The sequence below is a fragment of the Ktedonobacter sp. SOSP1-52 genome, assembly GCF_016587395.1.
The window spans coordinates 313,174-331,080 of record NZ_BNJH01000005.1; the positions used below are offsets into that span (position 1 = coordinate 313,174).

General features: G+C 53.9%; 12 protein-coding genes. 5 read left to right on the forward strand and 7 right to left on the reverse strand.

What is annotated here, in order from left to right:
- The first annotated feature begins 20 nt into the window (after positions 1-20).
- Positions 21-587 (forward strand): ATP-binding protein, encoded by a 567-nt coding sequence (locus tag JMJ16_RS42080; RefSeq protein ID WP_201391314.1) that lies wholly within the window; start codon positions 21-23, stop codon positions 585-587.
- A 200-nt stretch (positions 588-787) separates the two neighbouring features.
- Positions 788-3,244, forward strand: a complete 2,457-nt coding sequence (locus tag JMJ16_RS42085) for a xanthine dehydrogenase family protein molybdopterin-binding subunit (RefSeq protein WP_201391316.1) — start codon at positions 788-790, stop codon at positions 3,242-3,244.
- Between the two features lie 71 nt (positions 3,245-3,315).
- Here the strand turns inward: JMJ16_RS42085 and JMJ16_RS42090 are convergent, their stop codons facing one another.
- The 3 genes from JMJ16_RS42090 to JMJ16_RS42100 all read right to left on the reverse strand — a co-directional run bounded on the left by JMJ16_RS42090 (position 3,316) and on the right by JMJ16_RS42100 (position 6,768).
- Positions 3,316-3,894, reverse strand: a complete 579-nt coding sequence (locus JMJ16_RS42090) for an RraA family protein (RefSeq protein WP_201391318.1) — start codon at positions 3,892-3,894, stop codon at positions 3,316-3,318.
- A gap of 171 nt (positions 3,895-4,065) precedes the next feature.
- Positions 4,066-5,040 carry a PAS domain-containing protein gene (locus tag JMJ16_RS42095; RefSeq protein WP_201391320.1) on the reverse strand — a complete coding sequence of 325 codons (975 nt, stop codon included), beginning with the start codon at positions 5,038-5,040 and terminating at the stop codon, positions 4,066-4,068.
- 411 nt (positions 5,041-5,451) lie between these two features.
- Positions 5,452-6,768, reverse strand: a complete 1,317-nt coding sequence (locus JMJ16_RS42100) for an MFS transporter (RefSeq protein ID WP_201391322.1) — start codon at positions 6,766-6,768, stop codon at positions 5,452-5,454.
- Between the two features lie 577 nt (positions 6,769-7,345).
- Between JMJ16_RS42100 and JMJ16_RS42105 the strand changes: the two genes are divergently transcribed.
- A complete protein-coding gene (locus JMJ16_RS42105) occupies positions 7,346-7,531 on the forward strand; it encodes a hypothetical protein (RefSeq protein WP_007920161.1) in 186 nt (61 codons plus the stop codon).
- 116 nt (positions 7,532-7,647) lie between these two features.
- Here the strand turns inward: JMJ16_RS42105 and JMJ16_RS42110 are convergent, their stop codons facing one another.
- Positions 7,648-9,447: an ABC transporter ATP-binding protein gene (locus JMJ16_RS42110; RefSeq protein WP_201391324.1), complete on the reverse strand. Its 1,800-nt coding sequence runs from the start codon at positions 9,445-9,447 to the stop codon at positions 7,648-7,650.
- Positions 9,444-11,183 carry an ABC transporter ATP-binding protein gene (locus tag JMJ16_RS42115; RefSeq protein ID WP_201391326.1) on the reverse strand — a complete coding sequence of 580 codons (1,740 nt, stop codon included), beginning with the start codon at positions 11,181-11,183 and terminating at the stop codon, positions 9,444-9,446. Before JMJ16_RS42115 ends, JMJ16_RS42110 begins: the two co-directional genes overlap by 4 nt.
- 690 nt (positions 11,184-11,873) lie before the next feature.
- On the opposite strand from JMJ16_RS42115, the gene JMJ16_RS42120 reads away from it, so the two are divergent.
- Positions 11,874-12,449: a hypothetical protein gene (locus tag JMJ16_RS42120; protein WP_201391328.1), complete on the forward strand. Its 576-nt coding sequence runs from the start codon at positions 11,874-11,876 to the stop codon at positions 12,447-12,449.
- Positions 12,450-12,908: 459 nt separating this feature from the next.
- The gene (locus tag JMJ16_RS42125) at positions 12,909-14,771 is read left to right on the forward strand and encodes a glycosyl hydrolase family 18 protein (protein WP_236601931.1); all 1,863 of its coding nucleotides are present in this window, start codon (positions 12,909-12,911) and stop codon (positions 14,769-14,771) included.
- A 166-nt stretch (positions 14,772-14,937) separates the two neighbouring features.
- Here JMJ16_RS42125 and JMJ16_RS42135 read toward each other — a convergent pair whose 3' ends face one another.
- Positions 14,938-16,077, reverse strand: coding sequence for a hypothetical protein (locus tag JMJ16_RS42135; protein WP_201391330.1), 1,140 nt, complete (start codon positions 16,075-16,077; stop codon positions 14,938-14,940).
- 181 nt (positions 16,078-16,258) lie between these two features.
- A complete protein-coding gene (locus JMJ16_RS42140) occupies positions 16,259-17,806 on the reverse strand; it encodes an alpha-glucosidase/alpha-galactosidase (RefSeq protein WP_201391332.1) in 1,548 nt (515 codons plus the stop codon).
- Positions 17,807-17,907 lie beyond the last annotated feature (101 nt).

A 17,907-nucleotide genomic window follows, 5' to 3' on the forward strand; every position in this document is an offset into this window, starting at 1 on the left:
TGCCAGGAAGAAAGCGCCAGATGAAAATCGCCTTTATTGGCACAAGTTGTGTGGGCAAAACAACGCTACTAGAACGGTACAGAGAGATATTCAAAAATGATCCAGGGGTGGCATTCGTTGCGGAAGCGGCAAGAATGTTTTTCGCAAATCATGCGACCTCTGATCGATTCTCCGTTGAAACACAAGGGAAAATTCAGCTTCTGGCCCTTAGAAACGAGCAGGAGGCGTATGCCACTGGAGCACATCTTCTCTTTTGTGACAGATCTGCGCTTGACGCTGTCGTCTATGTAAGAGCCTGCGGTGATAAACTGGGTGCAAACAAGCTCTTTGAGAGAGTACAAACGTGGTCCTCTACCTACTCCAAACTGCTTTTACTCGATCCAGTCGGTATAGACTATGTGACGGATGGTGTTCGGCAGGAAGATCTCGATACAAGACAGCAATTCCACGACGCTTTTGTCCATTTCTTTGAGGAGGCATCTCTTCCATATGAACTCCTCAAAGGGACATTTAAAGAGCGATGTCGTAGGATCGATGAACTCCTCAAAGCTTTCCAAGAGGAGGAAAAAATCAAACTGCCAGGGTAGCAGAGCCAACCTTGAAAGTTGGGTGTGCTTAGCGGATTAATGCGTTTTGGGGAATATTCTTTACAGGCTCTGCAGAGCACCGTGGTTACCTAGTTGCCGTTGGAATGTGCATCGTACATAATGGGAGAGTGAAAGATCATCCAGTATGTTGGATGAACGAATGTACCTGTTAGTGAGCCAAATAGAAGGTTGCCTTTCTTATGGGAAAACAGGATGTTCTTGCAGCAGATGGACGACGTAGAGAAGATGTCGCGCTTATTACCGGGCGCGCCCATTACGTCGATGATATACGCCTACCGGAGGGGCGACCGGCGCCCCTGCATATGGCGGTTGTGCGCAGCATCTATGCCCACGCCAAGCTTGGGCGGATAGATGTGGAGGCGGCGCGAGCACTACTGGGAGTCGTGGGAGCATTTACAGGTGAGGAGCTGGTGCGTGATATGCCCATCCTCGAACCCGCGCCTATGCCAGGCCTGAAGAAACCGCAGCGGCGTCCTATGGCTCTGCAACGAGTGCGCTATGTGGGTGATCCCGTGGCGGTCGCGCTCGCAGAGAGTCCAGCCCTTGTAGCCGATGCGCGTGACCTGGTCGATATCAGCTATGAACCCCTGCCAGCCGTAAGCGATCCCGAGGCGGCGCTCGCGCCTGGTGCTCCCCTGCTCTATGAAGAATTTGGCTCAAACATCGCCGTGCAGACGCACGCCAGCGGGGGTGATATCGAGGCCGCCTTTGCCCAGGCTGAGCATACCACGCGCTTTCGCGTTGTGAACCAGCGTATCGCCCCTAGCTCGCTTGAGCCACGTGGATGCCTATTTGACTTTGATCCCGCAACGGGCGAGCTAACGGCCTGGTTATCTTCACAGTCCATCTACCGCGCCAGAGATACTCTGGCGCATTTCCTGCACATCGCTCGCGAGAAGATTCATGTGTATAATGCCGAGGTGGGTGGGGGTTTTGGCTCCAAGGCGGGTTTTGTGGGCGAGGAGCTGGTTGCTGCCGCGCTCGCCGTCAGGTATGGACGACCAGTGAAATGGATCGAGAGCCGCAGCGAGAATTTGCAGGCACAGACGCAGGGGCGAGGGCAGATCAATTACATCGAAGCGGCCTTCCAAGGCGATGGTCGTTTGCTTGGATTGCGCGTGCGTACAGTGGCAGACCTGGGGGCCTTCCTCTCCGCGATTACCGCCATGGTTCCACATGGCACGGCCTATCTGCTGAGTGGCCCCTATAGAGTACAGGCTATTGATGTACAGATGGTTGGCGTCTACACCAATAAGGTTGCGACCGCGCCCTACCGAGGCGCGGGCCGACCAGAGGCGGCATATATCCTGGAACGCACACTGGATCGCATCGCACATATCTTAAAGCTCGATCCCGCCGAGGTGCGCCAGCGGAACTTTATCGACGCGAACGACTTTCCTCATCGGACAGTCATGGGCATGAGCTATGAGAGCGGTAACTACCAGGCTGGCCTGGAGCGCTTGCTGACCCTCGCAGACTATACTGGTTGGCGTACGAAGCAGCGCGAGCAGCGCTCCCAGGGTGAGAGCAAGTACCTATTAGGCATCGGGCTGGCGACCTTCATCGAAAACTCTGGCGGGAGCATGGGGCCGATCAGGCCTGGTATTCCCCAGGAGGCTGCGACGGTACGCATTCGGTCTGATGGCACTATCCTGGTGCAGAGCGGCGTGGCCTCCAATGGCCAGGGACACTTCACGGCCTTTGCCCAGATCGTGGCGAAAGAGCTGAATGTGTCTATGTCGCACGTTGAAGTTCAGATGAACGACGCCTCTCTGCCCGCCTTTGGCATTGGCACCTTTGGTAGTCGCACCACTCAGACCTCTGGCTCGGCGGTGCTGCTCGCTGCTCAGGCTGTGCGTGGGAAGGCCTTGCAGGTGGCGGCGCGGACGCTGGAGGTTTCTCCACAGGACCTGGTGCTGGAAGATGGACAGGTGATGGTACAGGGCGTCCCTGCGCGCGTGTTGAGTCTGGGTGAACTGGCAAGGATGGTTGAGGCGCAGCCTGAACTGATCGAGCATGAGGCCCCTAATCCCGTAAATGGCGTTTCTATCGAGGGCCTGGCTGCCTGGCGTGACTTTGTCTCGCCTGAGTCGACCTTCTCCTCGGGCGCGCACATGGCGGTCGTCGAGATTGATACTGAGACGGGCGAGGTAAAGCTGGAGGCATATGTCGCGGTCGACGACTGTGGGCGCGTGCTCAACGAATTCCTGGCCGAGGCTCAGGTTCATGGCGGTGTTGCCCAGGGAATCGGTCAGGCCCTCTACGAGGAGACGCTCTATGACCAGGAGGGACAGTTCCTTACCAGTACCTTCATGGACTATGCCATGCCCTTCGCGCGGGGCATACCCGAGATACAAGCCGCCTTTGTCGAGACGCCTTCGCCCCGCAATCCCCTGGGCGTGAAGGGTGTTGGAGAAGGAGGCACCATTGGCGCGCCCCCGGCGGTCGTCAACGCCGTTCTGGATGCCCTGGAGCCGCTAGGTATTCAGAACATCGATATGCCCATCAAACCTGAGCGGGTCTGGGCTTTAATCCAGTCTGCGCGCCAGGGGGCCTTACAGGAAATAGATCCTGTGCTCCCCTCAGTCTTCCAGGCAGAGGTCAAGGCCTCCAACGAAGCTCCCGAATTCGGGTAAAAATATATGTGGTGGGTTGAGTTGCCGCAGGCAACTCAACCCACCACATGTATGATCATGGTAAGACATCCTTAGCGCTGTTGCGCTCGTAGCCTGGCGAGGCGTGCGTTATCCTGCTGGAGCCTGGCTTCAGCGCGGGTAAGCAGTGTTTCGATCTGCTCATGGGGCCAGATGACGACTCCATCATCGTCCGCGATGACCAGGTCGCCATCACGGACGATAGTCTCTTCAAAGGTGATGCGCCCACCCACGACCGCCGGGCCGTCCTTGCGTGAGGCTGTAGGGGTCACCCCACGGCACCAGACGCGAAATACTTCAAGTGCTTTAATCTCCCTGGAATCACGGACCAGGCCATCCGTAATCAGGCCTGCGAGTCCTGCGTTCTGCATTTCGAGCGCGAGCAGGTCGCCCACAGTCGCTGTCCGCGAGGCATGCCCACCCGCGACGACCAGCACCGTTCCCGGCTCAGGTGGTGCCTCCAGCACCCTGCGAATAGCCAGGTTATCATCCTGGCTTATCAGCGCGACATAGGCCGGGCCAACAACGCGTGAACCCGGTAACAGCGGGAGAATATAGTTGGGAAGGATGCCCTTTCCTTCGCTCGCGTCAGATGCTAGTGTGGCCGAGAGCCACTCTGGATACTCTCTCATATGCTTTCTTTGCCTTTCCCTATTAGTAGCATAAATAATGTGATATGCATCTTCTGCATATCGCCTCGCGCCTACCACACCACCTACCCGTTATTATATTTGCGATTGCCCCGAGATGCCCGCCTGGGCAAGCTATATCATATAACATAGCGAGTGCCACAGGCGCGAGAATTAGTTGCCTCGCTGCATGCGTTCGACAATCAAGGTCATCACATGGCTGACTGCCAGGGCGACCTCTACATCTTCCTGTCCCTGAAAGTCTTCGCGCGTGGGGCTGTGGAGCGCAATAATACCAAAGAGGCGCGATCCCATCAGGAGCGGTAAGAGAAGGGTTTGCTCCATACCTGGAGCCAGGTCTTGCAGCGGAGCGGGAAGCTGTGATGTCTGGAAGAGAGACGTTTCCTCTTGCTGGAGATGTACCAGCAGAGGCATGCCTTCCAGTGATTTCCCCATGAACCGATGCGCCAGGCGTTGCTCCTCTGGCTCATCCAACCCCAGACAGAGTAGATCCATGACGGTCATGTTGGCATCTAGAAGGAGAATGCTTGCACGTGTGGTGTGGAAGAGTTGACATTGTAGAGCGGTGATTTGCTTCAAGCTCTCACATTGTTGTCTAAGCTGATTGGTATCAGGCCTCTTGGTTTCTTCTAGCGCAATGACATGCGCAAGCTCCAGAAACATATTGAGGCGATCATAGGTCTGGCGCTCAAGCGCGCGCTGCCGAGTCACATCGCGATAGACGAGGACGGCCCAGCGAATACACCTCTGTTCGTCGTAAATGGGAGTGCCACTCACATTAAGGAGGTGATCCTGACCATCCAGCGAATGAATAAAGATGTCGAGCGTGCTCTCACCCGTCAGGGACTCGCCCGCGAAGATACGCGCCAGCGGCGTCTGCTCTATCAGCAGGTGCTGCCCCTCCACAGAGCGAACTTGCAGAAGTGCGAAACGTTCTTCGTGCGAGAGGGCGAGGAAACGCGGATGATGTTCAATCAAAAAGAGATCATGAAAAGCCATATTGGCCCAGAGGAGAACGCCCTCCTCATTGAAGACCGCCAGCGGATCGGTCAGCGTTTCGATGATCTGCAAGAGAGAAGGCGAGAGTGGCAAGGCGGTATCTGCGGTGGCGGCAGAAGAGTTTGACAAAGCAGGTATGTCTCTCACTACACCCGAATCTGCTCTACCAAAGTCGTTATAGAGACTTTTCGGCGTGAAAGAATCTATTGGTGGTAACATAAACTCAGGCTTTTGGGGGGAAAAGGTACGCTGGTTATTCTGAAGCATATTCACACACCATTTCATCTAGCTACATTTTAAATTGTCTACCATTATATTTGAATACATGAGCTTGTCTGTACTACTATAACATAGATGCGTGGAAAAGCGTCAATGATGTAAAAACGTATAAAAGAGACATAGATAACAGGAGGCGTAAGTTTTTCATCCTTGTTAAGACTTTGTGATACATTGCAACACAACGCACGAAAGTGAAAGCAGGCAGGTGGTCAATATCGACCACCTGCCCGTTTGTATTCGGAATGAATTATGTACCGGATGTCAGGCGGGAGAGGTTTCGCCTGTTTCCACGAGTTCGACGCGCTCCGTCTCGTCGTCGTGACGCAAGAAATCTGCCTCGCGGGCCTCGCGACCTACGGCAGTAAAGATGATGACCGCCAGAAAGGCGCCTAATGAGAAGTAAGCCAGCGCCAGTTGATAGTTGGGGAGCTTCTCCGTTCCCAACGCATTGGCCGTAACGCCCTCGATGAAGACGATCCAGGAGGCGAAGAGATTGCCGAGCTGGTAGGCAAAGCCCGGGAAGGTACCACGTACATCCGTGGGCGAGAGCTCATTCAGGTGAGCAGGGATAATACCCCAGGCACCCTGGACCATAAACTGTAGCAAGAAGGCGCCAATTGACAGTGAAACGGCTGTTCCCACTAGCGGTATCTGAATTAGGCCTGTCCAGAGCGGGATCATAATGATGCCCAGGATACTAGCGATGATAATGGCGCGCCTGCGACCCCAGGACTGAGAGAAGGCCCCAAACAGCGTGCCTCCAATAATCGCCCCAATATTCGAGATAATCGTAATAGTGGAGGCCTGTCCAGGACTGAAATGTAGTTGAGCCTTCAAGAAAGTTGGCAAGTTATCCTGAGTGCCATGAGAGAGACTATTAAAGGCCGTCATCAGGAAAATGACATACAAGAAGACGAGCCCATGGCTCTTAATGGCCTTCCAGATGCTTTGCCACATCCCGATGCCACGCGAGCGTAGCGACTCCTGGCGTTGTGCCCAGACCTCGGATTCGGTGACGCTCAGGCGAATATAGACTACCAGGAGGGCGGGCAACGCGCCCACAATAAAGAGGCCGCGCCAGCCAATAATGGGAAAAAGTATCCCATAGGCAAGGGCCGCCAGTAGATAGCCAAAGGCATAGCCTTGCTGGAGGATACCAGAGTAGAGGCCGCGTGAGCGTGTTGGCAGCGACTCCATAGCCAGCGAGGAGCCGAGACCCCATTCACCGCCCATCCCGATGCCAAAGAGAATGCGCAAGACAAGGAACGTAATATAGTTGGGAGAGAAGGCCGTGAGGAGTTCCAGGGCTGAATAGAGCAGGATATCGATCATAAGCGGAGTGCGACGTCCAAAACGTTCAGCCAGTAAACCAAAGATGAGGGCGCCCAGCGGGCGCATCGCCAGAGTTAGGGTCACGGTCAGCAGGATGGCGGTAACCCCAAGGTGAAACTCTTTGGCAATCTCGGTCGCAGTCAATGAGACGAGGAAGAAATCAAAGGCGTCAAGGGTCCAACCGAGAAAGCTCGCGATAAAGGTGTTACGTTGATTCCTGTTCAAGGAGGTAGCGACGCTGCTCAAGGTAGAGTACTCCTTTACTATAAGCTCATCCTTAACAAATAGTATGTGCGTGTGCCGCCATATTGTAATTTGAGGAACGGTGAATTACACTATATCACTTTTTTCTTAAAACGTGTTAGAACTATCTTATTGAATTAAGCCAAAGATAAAGGCTAGCAGGCCCTTTAACTAGCCCCAAATGTAGATTACTTCTAGTTGATGAAGTGATGGATGTCCCCTGGTACAAAGGTACTTTCTCTCTTGTAACATGCTGGGGGAGGAGTATAATACGCCTGTTTACAGGATCTTGACGAAGGGGCAAGTCACTCCACAGAAGGGTGACTTTAGAGATATAATTTGTGGTCGATATTCTAAATTAGTGAGGATCGCAAGCGTTATTTCGCGAAGACCACATAGGAAATGCTACCCCCTTCAGGCATTGAAGCAGTCAGTTTAGTGTTCATACTATATGAGACATGGTGCAGCCCTATTATCCCTTTCATCTCATCCTTCAGATAGAGGCACATGCCTACAAAGAGCAAAGCAACAGAGATAGTCAACAAGTACAAAACTTGTGAAAATAAAGGAGAAATTGTATATGCCTACGCTTGAGAAGTTCTGTGAGCACGACCTGGTTATGTGGCATTATCGTCAGGGCCAGAAAAATGTTCCCGCCCCCGCCGTGGTTATTCGCCAGGAGGCAGATGGCGTGGTCATCCGTGTCAAGGTTGAGGGCAGCGTCAAGCAGGTCGTTGTCGCTCCCGAGCAACTCTCGCATCGCTAAGAGCGATACAAAAGAAACATCGATCATGTGACTATGACGCATGATCGATGTTTCTTTTTTTTTAAGAGAGGAGTAAGGATGTTAGTAAAGGGCGCGAGCGCCCTTTACTAACATCCTTACTCCTCTCTATTTTCCTCTGCTCTAGAAGGTGGTTTCCAGAGGGCTGTACTCGCCCTGCCAGAGGCGCTGCATCTCCGTGCTGGTCGCCAGGAGGTGCTCAAGTGTGCCTTCGGCCTCGAGTTGGCCATCCTTGAGGACGAGAATATGGTCGGCGCGGCGCAGGACGGAGCGCCGGTGAGAGACCGCCAGGACCGTCTTCTCTCGCTGCGCGAAGATGCGCTCCCAGAGGAGAGCCTCGGTCTCAATGTCCAGCGCGCTGGAGAGATCGTCCACCACCAGGAGTTCGGCGGGACGCACAAACATACGTGCCGCTGCGGAGCGCTGGATCTGGCCCCCGAGAGACGCACGCCCCTGGGACCGATCACGGTATCCAGGCCCTCGGCCATCTCCGCAATATCAGGTTCCAGTACCGCCAGCTCAAGCGCTTGCTTCAGGTTTGCCTCACTATCCTCCATACCAAGCAGGATGTTTTCGCGCAGGCTATCGCTAAACATGTGTGGTACCTGCGAGGTATAGGCGCTGTGTGGAGGTACGAAGAAGGACCCTGGATGCTCCACGCATGCCGCGTTCCAATAGATATCGCCTGCCTCTTTCGGCAATAGCCCCAGCAATACCTGCAAGAGGGTCGTCTTGCCCGAGCCAATCTCGCCAGTAATGACTGTGAACGATCCTCGTGTTAGCGAGAAGTTAATGTCACGAATACCATGCTCAGCGTCGGGATAGCGGTAACTAAGTCCTTCAACTTTCAATTCCTGGAGTTTGCCCTCCCCAATAGGAGGCGGCGCGGGCAAGGCTGGAAGTGGTCCGCGCATATACAACGGACTCACTTCGACCAGTTTAGATGCAGGTGCCCCTTGCATCAGTGTAAGCAGACGTTCGACAGAGACATCTGCCTGCTTGTATGCTGTCAGCATGCGGCCAAAGTGCGCGGTAAACTCTGTAATCCAGCCCAGGTAGTAGACAAAAAGCGCGAAGTCGCCCACAGTAAAAGACCCATTATGCATCACCTGCCCAGCCAGCAACAGGATCACGCCTGTACCTATGCTCACAGTATTGGAGAAGGTCGATTGAAGCACCTGATCAAGCAACTTGTCGCGTACCGTCATCGTCAGGCGGACCTGGTTGAGGCGCTGAAAGTGTGTAATGCTCTTCTGCTCAGCATTTGCGATCTGTACCGCCTGTACCGCGCCAAAGAGCTCGCCCAGGAAGCCCGTCACGTCACCGGTGGCCTTACGGTTATCACCACGTCGCTTCTTGATCTGCTGACCCGCGATGTTCACACAGGCCACGATGATGATCAGGGGTAGGTAAACGAACAGGGTAATAAAGGCGCTGATCTTGAGCATGATAACAAAGGCTATGCCTACAAAGAGAATCAGGGCAATCAGATCGTTAAAGCCCATCAAGAAGGAGCTAATCTCATCCACATCATCGCGCAGGCGGCTGATAGCCTCGCCCGAGGATGCGGGCAGCGCCCGAGCACCTGGCAGTTGTAGGACCCAGGCGAAAATGTTTTTCTGGAGCAGGGCCGCGCTGGTATACATGAAGGGCGAGTTCGTTAGCTGGCAGCCTGCGAGAAAGGTCAGACGCCCCAGGCCTGAGACCAGGAAGAGCGCGGCTATGGACCAGAGGAGCTGCTCATTCAAGCTATGGACTGTTAAGCTATCAAAGAAGCGCTGTGAGATCAGACCTGGAATCATCTCGAAGATAAAGACCAGCACGATAGAAAGACAGTTGAGCAGGTAATACCAGGGCTGGAAGCGAATCAGGTGCCAGAAAAAGCGCCAGGCTTTCATTGTAGAACCTCCTCATGGGCGGCGTGTAGCAGATGTGAGAAGTAGGAGTCCGAATCGGAGGCGAGCTGGAGACGGGAGCCATACTCGCGGATGCCTCCATCGTCGAGCACCATGATGCTATCGGCCCGCTGAACCGTACTCAGGCGATGCGCGATAATAATCGCCGTTCGCCCCTGGAGCAGAGTATCAATGGCGCGCTCCAGAAGCCGCTCAGTAGCTGGATCGAGGCGTGAAGAAGCCTCATCCAGGATAATGACGGCAGGATCTTTGAGGAAGACACGCGCAAAGGCCAGGAGCTGAGCCTCACCGGCGGATAGGCCACCTCCGTTTGTCGCCAGAATTGTGTCCAGGCCGTCCTCTAGTTCATCATACCAGTCGCGGAGTCCGAGTGTCTCTAGAGCCTGGAGGATGCGCTGGTCATCGATACTCTGGTCGAAGAAGGTCAGGTTGTCGCGGACGCTGGCATGAAAGAGCTGTACATCCTGCGTGACCATGCCGATCATATCGCGCAGGTCGGCTCTTCTGGCGGCGCGCAGCTCCTGGCCGCCCAGGCGGATTGTTCCCTTGATTGGGTCATAGAGGCGGAAGAGGAGGCGGGTAATGGTCGTTTTGCCGCTGCCCGTTCGCCCCAGCAGCCCCAGCACCTCTCCGGCCTCGATATGGAAGTCCAGGTCGCGCACGACTATGTCTTCCTCGCCGTAGCCGAAGGAGACATGCTCAAACTCGATGTCGAGCGCACCTTTGGGAAAAGTCACACCGGGACCATCCTCAAGCTCGCTCTGCACTTGAAGTAACTCGCGGATGCGCACAAAGCCAGCGCTGGCCTTCTGGAAGTCATCGAGCTGATCGGTTATGGCCTGAATAGGTTGAAAGATGAGCTGAGTGTAGTAGAAAATCAGAAAGGCCATACCCAGCGTCATCTCACCACGCTGGTAGAACCAGGTGATGACCAGGAAGGCGACCATGGTTCCCAGCAGAGAGGTGAGAATAGGCATGGTCCAGACAGCGACCGACATAACCCTGGCTGAACGCGCGGTACGGAAGCGCTGGCGTGTATAGCTGTAGAGGCGGCGCAAAACGTAACCCTGCGCGCCGCTGGAGCGAATATCCTCTGTTCCATGCAGCCGCTCTTCAAGAAAGCCATATAGTTCGGCGCTGGCCTGGCGAAAAGTCTTCCAGCGCGTTACCGCGACATTGCGCACGCTATTAATCAACAGTAGCGCTACGATAGTGAAAAGGGCGAGCGCAAGCCCTGCGCGCCAATCCTGAAAGAGCATTACGATGAGAACGCCAACGAGTAGCAGCAAGTTACCCAGCACCTTGATGACAAACTGAGAGAAGAAATTTGCCAGGGCCGTCACATCGCCATCCACGCGCTCGATCAGTTCACCCGGAGTATGCTTTTTATGGAAACCCATGTCCAGCGTTACCAGGTGGAGAGCCAGGTCAACGCGTAGTGCGTTGGTCGCTGTCCAGCCCACGCGCTCGCTATAGTAGGTCGCGACAATCTTCACCGCCTGTTGTAGGAGCGCGACTACGATGAAGAGCAAGGCAATCCCAAGCACAGGTGTCTGAATGGTAGTCGCAGTAATCGTGTCGATAAAAATACGTAGAAGCTGCGGGTTGACGAGCTGGAGCGCGATATCGCCGCAAAGCAAGAGCGCCAGTAACACCACCAGGCGCCCTTGTGGAGCAAGGTAGGTTGCCAGCAGATGGCGATAGTCTTTGAAATGCATGATGGTCCCTTCTATTGTGGATGTATGTACCCGGCGAGTGTCCAGTGGTAAAACCCTAGAACAAACGAGCGCAAAACAGGACATAAAAAAACAACAGCAAAGCTAGAGGATGGGACAGCATCCCGCGGAACATACAGAGAAGATGTGAGTGGAAAGGAATCGCGGGCGTTGACCATCCTGCGCCCACGGTCTGTGTAGAGCGTCTATGCGCCTGGAGAAGTACTTCCGTCAAGTATAGAGGCAGCATAAAAAGGGCAAAGTGAGGCCTTGGGCAAGTTAAAACTGCCGGTATTACGAGTTGTTGTCAGGTTTGGCAGCCATACCCTAGAAGCCATGAACACGCTCCCTCTGCGGTTACAGTAAACTATCAATATATTTAAGCTTTTTAAGTTTACCTCAAGAAAGACCTCAAAGTCAAGGCTTGTAGAGGCGGCAAACAGGGCCTTCCCTTTCTCCTCTGACATCTGCTTCGGCTCGCAAGCTCGCCTCAAGGGAAGGGGTTGTGCTGGCTCTTCCAGCCAGCACAACCCCTTCCCTTGAGCGCTGCAGGCGCGAAAGGGAACTTTTGGCGCGCACAATCCGTTACCTTGAATGGAACAATGACATATCGACATGTGACTGCACATCGTTAGCACCCATATGTAGAGTGCTTGCCTGTGGGGAAATGCTTAGGAGAGTCATGAGATGAGAATGAGAAAACCATCATTTAGGCATGGAGTGCGCGTTAGCATTATCGCCTCATTGCTTGGCCTCTTTATCCTGGCTATGAGTGGCTGCGGGAGTGCCAGCGGAGGATCTACCAGTGGTAACCCTTCTAGCGCCAATGCGGTCACGCAAACGGTAGCGCCCTCTGCCTCTGCTACTAGCGCCTCGAAGACTCCAACCGCACTTACAACCCCGACCACGCCTGGCACAACCGCCATCTTGAATTGTGGTGCGATCAAGGTATCGGCATTGCCGATTTCAGGAGATGCAAAATCCCGTGATGCGGAAGAATGTTTTTGGCATGCCTATCAACAGTGCCAGGCCGCAATCCTGATAGTGAACTTTACCGGAATAGATACGCTTACCAGGCATACTGTTACTCTGGGTCCAGGTACGCAATCTGGATCTTGCCATGTGACGGAGGTGGTGCAGCATTCAATAATGCCTCAACCACTCAAGACGACCGGCAACTATAGCTGTGGCAGTATTGATCGGACGCCTCAGGCCATAGTGATAAAGGCTTGCGGCAAAGATGGAGATATCACTATTCCCCTGAATTGAACTATCGTAAACGCGATGGACAGGTAGATCATTGATCTACCTGTCCATCGCGAAGCATTAGCCGGTGCCTATCCTCATGGTAGAGGTTCCTCTCTTGATGAGGACGTGAGTATGATTTAGGGTCCGGTAAGGATGCACCCGGTGACGTGGTTATCTCATTTTTTCTGCACGATGGGAGGAGAATTAGCAAGGCCGTCTAGTGGTCTAGATGACTTGACAATGAAACGAAAAGCAGATACAGTTACTATTAGGTTTTCTCATTTGGGTATGCGCGCATATCCCGTAAGAATCCGTCCACTATACGTTATGCTTCAGGGATGTATGCAGCATAATATACGGTCTTCTAGACCATCGGACGTAAGATTTATAAGCAGGCGCTGCGCGTACGGATGTGCCCTGGTGAGTTTTTGCTAGTGCTTTTTATATTGGCAAAGCGTTTTTATGCGGGAGGGAAACCCAATGAAGCGTCGTGCACCAACCCGATCCCTCGCAGTGGCCTGTATCGTGTTTACCCTGGTTATGTCCTTTGTCGTCACACACGCTGCCCAGGCCCAGTTCTCCCCTACGAAGGCTCAGGCCGCCACTCTGGCCTCGAGCAACAAGATCAATGCCGCCTATTTTACCCAATGGGGCATCTACCAGCGTAACTACAACGTCAAAAATATCGTGACGAGTGGTACGGCCTCAAAGTTGAATGCCTTGATGTATGCCTTTGCGAACATCAACAGTAGCTATCAATGTTATTCAGGCGATACCTATGCCGATTATCAGAAGACCTTTACCGCTGACCAGGCGGTGAATGGGGTTGCCGATACCTGGAACCAGCCCCTGGCGGGCAACTTTAACCAGCTCAAGGAGCTCAAGGCACTCTATCCCAACATCAAGATCTTTATCTCTATCGGTGGCTGGACCTGGTCCACTAATTTCTCTGCCGCCGCCTCGCCACAAAACGTCTCTGCGTTTGTACACTCCTGCATTGATCAGTATATCCTGGGCAACCAGGCTGGCCCGGGAACGATGGCGGGTATCTTTGACGGTATCGACATCGACTGGGAATATCCTAATAATCCAGGGAATGGGAATCCCTATGGTCCCCAGGATACGCAGAACTATACCAATCTGCTCAAGGAGTTTCGCACCCAACTGGACCAGGCTGGCGCTCAGGCAGGAAAGCATTACCTGCTGACAGTTGCCGCTCCTGCTGGCCAGGACAAGTATCAGAATATTCAGCTCAACCAGATTGGTCAGTATCTGGATTGGGTCGACCTCATGACCTATGATATGCATGGAGCATGGAACGCGACTGGTCCAACCGATTTCAACGCGCCTCTCTATGCTGATCCTGCCGATCCATCGGCTCCTCCTGCCAACTCGTACAGTATTGATCATGCCGTAACGGACTATCTCGCAGCCGGTATTCCCGCCAGTAAAATTGTCATGGGCATGCCTATCTATGGGCGTGGCTGGACGAATGTTCCCAATGTCAACAACGGCCTCTACCAGAGCAGTTCGTCGATGCAGGCGGCTCCAGGTACCTATGAGGCGGGTATCGAGGACTACAAGGTGCTCAAGAATCTGACGGGGTATACCAGCTACCGCAACCCGGTGACCCAGGTTAACTGGGTGTACAATGGCACAACCTTCTGGAGCTATGACGATCTCACTACCGTCGCGACCAAGACGAATTATATCAATAGCAAGGGTCTGGGCGGTGCCTTCTCCTGGTCGCTGGATGGCGATGATGCCTCGGGGAGTTTTGTGAATGCCGTCTATAGTGGCCTGGGGAACTCTGGCGGCGGTAGCACGCCAACGCCAACGCCGACCAATACACCGACGAAGACGCCAACTCCAAGCCCAACCAACACGCCAACGCCAACGCCAACTAATACACCGACTCCAACACCGACGAACACGCCAACGCCAACACCAACGCCAGTTCCAGGTAATCTGGTAACCAATCCCGGTTTCGAGAGTGGCACCCTTTCTGGCTGGAGCTGCGATAGTAACGACAAGGTGGTCTCCTCGCCTGTGCATGGTGGTACGCATGCCTTGCAGGTGACGCCAACCAGTTCGACGACGGGCGAGTGCGACCAGACGATTACGGTCCAACCCAATCATACCTACACTCTGTTGACCTATGTGAATGGCTCCTATACCTACATAGGTGTTCAAAGTGGAAGCTCGAACTGGACCAGTAGTAGTAGTTACACGCAACTGAGTGTGACCTTCACGACTGGTGCCTCTCAGACGAGTGTCACCATCTATATCCATGGATGGTACGCCCAGGGCAACGTCTACGCCGACGATTTCTCATTGCAATAGATTATATATATAGGATTCATGCAAGCATGGACTCTACATGTATGCGTTAATCCCTGCGTAAGTTACTTCGGAAAATGGGTGTGGTGCGTGTGGACGGCTGCAGCCGTCCACACGCACCACACCCATTTACTGGCGAGCGCCGCAGGCGCGAGAAGTCACACCAAAGTTAGTTTCCATAGGTGATGACCATGGGTGGTGGGTTGAGCGACAGGACATCTTTGGGGGGCATGATGCCTGTCTTGGCCTCAATTTTATAGAAGATCTTAAAGCCGCCATAACGGAAGTTATGGTAGTGCTGCATGTCGTTTCCGACCCACTCGTTATACTGTTGCCTCTTCTCCTCTTTGTCTCCGGGAAAGCCACCGACGCTATCGACATGAATTACCATATCAACCAGTGGGCTGGAGTGCAGGTTGCGCTTATCGGCGATCTCCGCCTCTCCGGCGTCGTAGGGATTACTCGCGCTCTCGCCATCGCCGCGATACTGGTGGATGATGAGGATCTTCCGTGGGATGTGATACTTCTGGGGAAGCGCGGCGACGGCGTCGATAATTGGATTCAAGTCGCTGGACCGCACATTGCTCAGGTTTGTGCCCGGAATACCATCGTGGCGGGGGAACATCCACTCCGGGTCAATCGCCATATGTACAAAGGGATATTGTGCCAGGTAGGGTAGAAAGGACGAGACCTCCTTCATGACGGGAGCCTGGCCGATGTTTAGATCGAGAAATAAGAGCAGGTTATTGCGCTGACAGAAATCAACGTATGTACGTAAGGTGTCGTCATCGACGTGATGACTATAGGTGTTCTCGGGGCCTGGATAGGAATCGGGCACGCTCACGACGAGATCAATGCCCAGTTGCACGGGATGAGCCGGGTCTAGCTGCTCATAGACTGCTCCCTGTTGCTTTAGATGGTTGAGCATGTCCTGGTTAACTACATAAGCAGGACCGGTCGGCTCGGCGCCCGGTACGGCATAGAAAGCTACCACACGATGGGTAGGCAATACCGCTCCCACACTGGGATCAAAGGGGATGGGAGTGGGAGTAGGACCTGGCTTGGAGACGGTATGCGTCGTTTCCGCATGAGGAGAGGATGGTGAAGCCTTGTCTACCAGTAAATAATCTTGCCATAGAGGTAGCGTGACGAGCGCGACGAGGACCGCCAGGATACCAGCGAGCGTAATTCCAATCGGTAGGTATCTGTTACGGCGGGCAGGTTTTGGCGGCTCTCCAGGTAAGAGTAACGTCGTCTGTTCAACCTCTGGTTGCTTGACTTCAGGCCGTTCAAGTGATGCTTGATCCATTGCTCTCTCAATCCTTTATAAGGAACTGTTGTGGTTAAATAATAATTGTTCTTCTTATATTGAACAATGTTTGTGTACATGACTTCATCTCACCTGGTACTTTTATCGCCAGGCGGTTTTAAGAAATACAAGGGTGCAGGAGGGTCTCCCTCCTGCACCCTTGTATTTCTTAAACACATCCTTAACGGGTCATATTGCCTTTGTCGGCGGCCCCGGCATTGGCGCGTGCCGCTTCGCGGTGTTGTGCCATTTCCTCCACTGTGCGTGTGTGTAGGCGTGCCGCGCCCTGTGTCTTGTGCAGGTGAACGCGCTTCCCGGAGTGTTCAAGCTCCGTGAGCCGCTGTTGCGCCTGGGGAATAGCTTCTTGATACTGGGGGAGCCACCTGGCCTGAGCGACCAGCATCTCATCGGTCATCTGCCAGACTTCTTCAGGATTGCAGACCGCGCCCACTAATGGATCATGCAGCATAGCCTGTTTGAGCAGGGTCACATCGCCATGTACAGCGGCCTGCATTCCCATTTCCTGCACACGTACACTGGCTGAGCAGGTTGCCGCGCAGGCCAGGGGCAGGTCGCCGATGACAGGCATATGGACGCCAGTTTTATCCACATAGCCAGGGATTTCAATGGTGCAGCCATCTGGTAGGTTGGTGATGTGGTGCTGATTAGGGATGTTGAAGTGGCCACGATAGATGCGCCCGGTCTCCAGGGCTTCAATGATGTATGAGCCATGCTCCTCGCTGCGTTTATCTGGCGTGAAGATGGTGGGTGGCTCCTGCATCCAGTTGGGGAAGTCAGTCTCAAACCAGTTGCGCCCCTCGGTGCAGACGCGTAAGTAGCCGCCGGTCTCGCCATTGATCCAGCTTGAGAGATCAATCCATTGCTCGATCTCCTCGGGGCGCTTGCGATACCAGGGCAGATACTCGCTCAGGTGCCCGTTAGACTCTGTGCTATAGTAGCCGAAGCGGCGTAGGACATCGATACGCACCTTCTCCGTGGTCGGGAAGGTTGGATGCTGCTCAAACAACTCCAGTAGTTGCGGCAGCATATCGCGCCCACGCCACTGGACCTTGATAAACCAGGTCTGGTGGTTGATACCCGCGGCGATGACCTCTACATCCCGTCGATGGAGTTTTGCCTCTAGATCCAGCAAGCCTTCGCGTTTGGCCCAATGCTCGATAACACTGGTGATCTGCCAGTGCGCGCCCTGCACGCCATGACAGAGACCAATCGTGGGTACGCCACCATAGGTGTTACAGGCCCAGACATTCATTGCCATTGGATTGGCATAGTTGAGGAGGATAGCCCCCGGTTTGGCTACTTCGCGGATATCTTTGCAGAAATCCAGTAGCGCGGGAATGGTGCGCTGGGCATACATGATGCCACCGGCACAGATTGTATCACCTACGCATTGATCGACCCCATACTTCAAAGGGATATCAATATCGGTCTGGAAGGCCTCCAGTCCACCCTGGCGAATGGTACAGAGTACATAATCGGCATCTGCCAGGGCCTGGCGACGATCAAGGGTGGGTTGAATGGTCGCGGGCAATTTGTTGGCTTCAATATCGCGCTGGCACAGCTTTGTGACCATATCCAGGTTATGCTGGGAAATATCGGTAAAGGCAAAGATGGTATCAGCCAGTTCGGGTACGGTCAAGATATCGCGGACCAGCGTCCGAGTGAAGCCAATGGAACCAGCTCCAATGATGGCGACTTTGATTGGCATCGCAAGCATCCTTTCAGGTAAGTGGTGCAGTATATTGCTACTGTGCTTACTGTAACACGCCATAAGAAGTGCCTTCAAGGTCAGAATGTTCCCTCGTGTCT

Bases quoted from the DNA above. Each gene is read 5' to 3' on its own strand.
- JMJ16_RS42120 (WP_201391328.1), top strand. From the start codon at position 11,874: ATGAGAAAACCATCATTTAGGCATGGAGTGCGCGTTAGCATTATCGCC.
- JMJ16_RS42135 (WP_201391330.1), bottom strand. From the start codon at position 16,077: ATGGATCAAGCATCACTTGAACGGCCTGAAGTCAAGCAACCAGAGGTT.
- JMJ16_RS42110 (WP_201391324.1), bottom strand. From the start codon at position 9,447: ATGAAAGCCTGGCGCTTTTTCTGGCACCTGATTCGCTTCCAGCCCTGG.
- JMJ16_RS42125 (WP_236601931.1), top strand. From the start codon at position 12,909: ATGAAGCGTCGTGCACCAACCCGATCCCTCGCAGTGGCCTGTATCGTG.
- JMJ16_RS42090 (WP_201391318.1), bottom strand. From the start codon at position 3,894: ATGAGAGAGTATCCAGAGTGGCTCTCGGCCACACTAGCATCTGACGCG.
- JMJ16_RS42085 (WP_201391316.1), top strand. From the start codon at position 788: ATGGGAAAACAGGATGTTCTTGCAGCAGATGGACGACGTAGAGAAGAT.
- JMJ16_RS42105 (WP_007920161.1), top strand. From the start codon at position 7,346: ATGCCTACGCTTGAGAAGTTCTGTGAGCACGACCTGGTTATGTGGCAT.
- JMJ16_RS42080 (WP_201391314.1), top strand. From the start codon at position 21: ATGAAAATCGCCTTTATTGGCACAAGTTGTGTGGGCAAAACAACGCTA.
- JMJ16_RS42115 (WP_201391326.1), bottom strand. From the start codon at position 11,183: ATGCATTTCAAAGACTATCGCCATCTGCTGGCAACCTACCTTGCTCCA.
- JMJ16_RS42140 (WP_201391332.1), bottom strand. From the start codon at position 17,806: ATGCCAATCAAAGTCGCCATCATTGGAGCTGGTTCCATTGGCTTCACT.